General features: G+C 48.5%; 16 tRNA genes and 1 rRNA gene. All 17 read left to right on the top strand.

The annotated features are described in order from the left end of the window. Window positions 1-185 precede the first annotated feature (185 nt). The 17 genes from rrf (at window position 186) to ACFTSA_RS24340 (ending at window position 1,946) form a co-directional block, all read left to right on the top strand. Window positions 186-301 (top strand): 5S ribosomal RNA (rrf, locus tag ACFTSA_RS24420). Window positions 302-306: 5 nt separating this feature from the next. Continuing rightward, window positions 307-382: transfer RNA gene (locus ACFTSA_RS24415), tRNA-Val, on the top strand. A gap of 3 nt (window positions 383-385) precedes the next feature. Beyond that, window positions 386-458: transfer RNA gene (locus ACFTSA_RS24410), tRNA-Thr, on the top strand. Between the two features lie 8 nt (window positions 459-466). Next, a tRNA-Lys gene (locus ACFTSA_RS24405) sits at window positions 467-542 on the top strand. Between the two features lie 22 nt (window positions 543-564). After that, a tRNA-Leu gene (locus ACFTSA_RS24400) sits at window positions 565-647 on the top strand. 23 nt (window positions 648-670) lie between these two features. Beyond that, window positions 671-745 (top strand) — tRNA-Gly (locus ACFTSA_RS24395). Between the two features lie 8 nt (window positions 746-753). Then, window positions 754-840 (top strand) — tRNA-Leu (locus tag ACFTSA_RS24390). Between the two features lie 10 nt (window positions 841-850). Beyond that, a tRNA-Arg gene (locus ACFTSA_RS24385) sits at window positions 851-927 on the top strand. A gap of 24 nt (window positions 928-951) precedes the next feature. Further along, window positions 952-1,028 (top strand) — tRNA-Pro (locus tag ACFTSA_RS24380). Between the two features lie 10 nt (window positions 1,029-1,038). Beyond that, window positions 1,039-1,111, top strand: a tRNA-Ala gene (locus tag ACFTSA_RS24375). Window positions 1,112-1,137: 26 nt separating this feature from the next. Then, a tRNA-Met gene (locus tag ACFTSA_RS24370) sits at window positions 1,138-1,211 on the top strand. Window positions 1,212-1,223: 12 nt separating this feature from the next. Further along, a tRNA-Ile gene (locus tag ACFTSA_RS24365) sits at window positions 1,224-1,300 on the top strand. A 9-nt stretch (window positions 1,301-1,309) separates the two neighbouring features. After that, window positions 1,310-1,402 (top strand) — tRNA-Ser (locus ACFTSA_RS24360). Between the two features lie 52 nt (window positions 1,403-1,454). After that, window positions 1,455-1,531 (top strand) — tRNA-Met (locus ACFTSA_RS24355). A 3-nt stretch (window positions 1,532-1,534) separates the two neighbouring features. Further along, window positions 1,535-1,610 (top strand) — tRNA-Asp (locus ACFTSA_RS24350). Between the two features lie 8 nt (window positions 1,611-1,618). Beyond that, a tRNA-Phe gene (locus ACFTSA_RS24345) sits at window positions 1,619-1,694 on the top strand. 179 nt (window positions 1,695-1,873) lie between these two features. Further along, window positions 1,874-1,946: transfer RNA gene (locus tag ACFTSA_RS24340), tRNA-Thr, on the top strand. The last annotated feature ends 51 nt before the right edge of the window (window positions 1,947-1,997 follow it).

The raw sequence follows: 1,997 nt of genomic DNA, 5'->3' as shown, positions 1-1,997 counted from the left end.
TCAGAGGTGGAAGCGTGGTGACACGTGGAGCTGACTGATACTAATCGGTCGAGGACTTAACTAACAAGTTTGATAATGACATTATCTAGTTTTGAAGGTACAAAAATTATTATAAAAAACTTTTAAAAAGTTATTGACTTTAGTAGAAATTTTGATATAATAATTAATGTCCTAAAGAAAATGAATCAAGTGATGATAGCGAAGAGGTCACACCCGTTCCCATACCGAACACGGCAGTTAAGCTCTTCAGCGTCGATGGTAGTTGGGGGTTTCCCCCTGTGAGAGTAGAACGTCGCTTGGTTTGATGGAGGATTAGCTCAGCTGGGAGAGCACCTGCCTTACAAGCAGGGGGTCGGCGGTTCGAGCCCGTCATCCTCCACCATATGCCGACTTAGCTCAATTGGTAGAGCAACTGACTTGTAATCAGTAGGTTGAGGGTTCAAGTCCTTTAGTCGGCACTCTTTTTGAGCCATTAGCTCAGTTGGTAGAGCATCTGACTTTTAATCAGAGGGTCGAAGGTTCGAATCCTTCATGGCTCACCATTTTCTCAAAAAGAAAATATTTGCGGGTGTGGCGGAATTGGCAGACGCGCTAGACTTAGGATCTAGTACTTCGGTGTGGGGGTTCGAGTCCCTTCACCCGCACCATTTATAGTTTAAAAGCAGTATACGCGGAAGTAGTTCAGTGGTAGAATACAACCTTGCCAAGGTTGGGGTCGCGGGTTCGAACCCCGTCTTCCGCTCCACATATGCTGCCGGGGTGGTGGAATGGCAGACACACAGGACTTAAAATCCTGCGGGGGTTGACCCCGTGCCGGTTCGAGTCCGGCCCTCGGTACCATTTATAATATGCGCCCGTAGCTCAATTGGATAGAGCGTTTGACTACGGATCAAAAGGTTATGGGTTCGAGTCCTTTCGGGCGCGCCATATTGTATCACCTGTAATTCTAAACGGGAAGTGGCTCAGCTTGGTAGAGCACCTGGTTTGGGACCAGGGGGTCGCAGGTTCAAATCCTGTCTTCCCGACCATTTAAAACATGGGGCCTTAGCTCAGCTGGGAGAGCGCCTGCCTTGCACGCAGGAGGTCAGCGGTTCGATCCCGCTAGGCTCCACTTAGAAAACTTAAATGAAATATTATGGCGGTGTAGCTCAGCTGGCTAGAGCGTACGGTTCATACCCGTGAGGTCGTGGGTTCGACTCCCTCCGCCGCTACTTATTATTTTAGGACCTTTAGCTCAGCTGGTTAGAGCAGACGGCTCATAACCGTCCGGTCGTAGGTTCGAGTCCTACAAGGTCCACCACTTATCAATGGAGTAATACCCAAGTCTGGCTGAAGGGATCGGTCTTGAAAACCGACAGGGGTGTAACAGCCCGCGGGGGTTCGAATCCCTCTTACTCCTCCATTTTTATTAAATCTCATATTAATGAATCTAACTTAGTTAGGATTCACATTATCGCGGGGTGGAGCAGTCTGGTAGCTCGTCGGGCTCATAACCCGAAGGTCGCAGGTTCAAATCCTGTCCCCGCAACCAAATGGTCCCGTGGTGTAGCGGTTAACATGCCTGCCTGTCACGCAGGAGATCGCCGGTTCGATCCCGGTCGGGACCGCCATTTAAGTTGGCTCGGTAGCTCAGTCGGTAGAGCAGAGGACTGAAAATCCTCGTGTCGGCGGTTCGATTCCGTCCCGAGCCACCATCTTAAATATTATAATTTGCCGACTTAGCTCAATTGGTAGAGCACGAACGAATAAGCTTCGTAGCAAATCTTCAGCGTACTTGTCGAGAAACATCTTGAATCACTTACTGAAACAAGGACGACTAAGAGTTGAATTGATTAAGGCGACGTATCAAATTTAAGATAAATAATTTAATTAAGCCGACTTAGCTCAATTGGTAGAGCAACTGACTTGTAATCAGTAGGTTGGGGGTTCAAGTCCTCTAGTCGGCACTCTTTAACCGGAGGGGTAGCGAAGTGGCTAAACGCGGCGGACTGTAAATC

This window comes from Arthrobacter sp. NPDC057013 (genome assembly GCF_042674585.1).
In the GTDB taxonomy this organism is placed as follows: domain Bacteria; phylum Actinomycetota; class Actinomycetes; order Actinomycetales; family Micrococcaceae; genus Arthrobacter.
The sequence above is the reverse complement of the archived record's forward strand: the minus strand, read 5'-3'. Positions and strand labels throughout refer to the sequence as shown.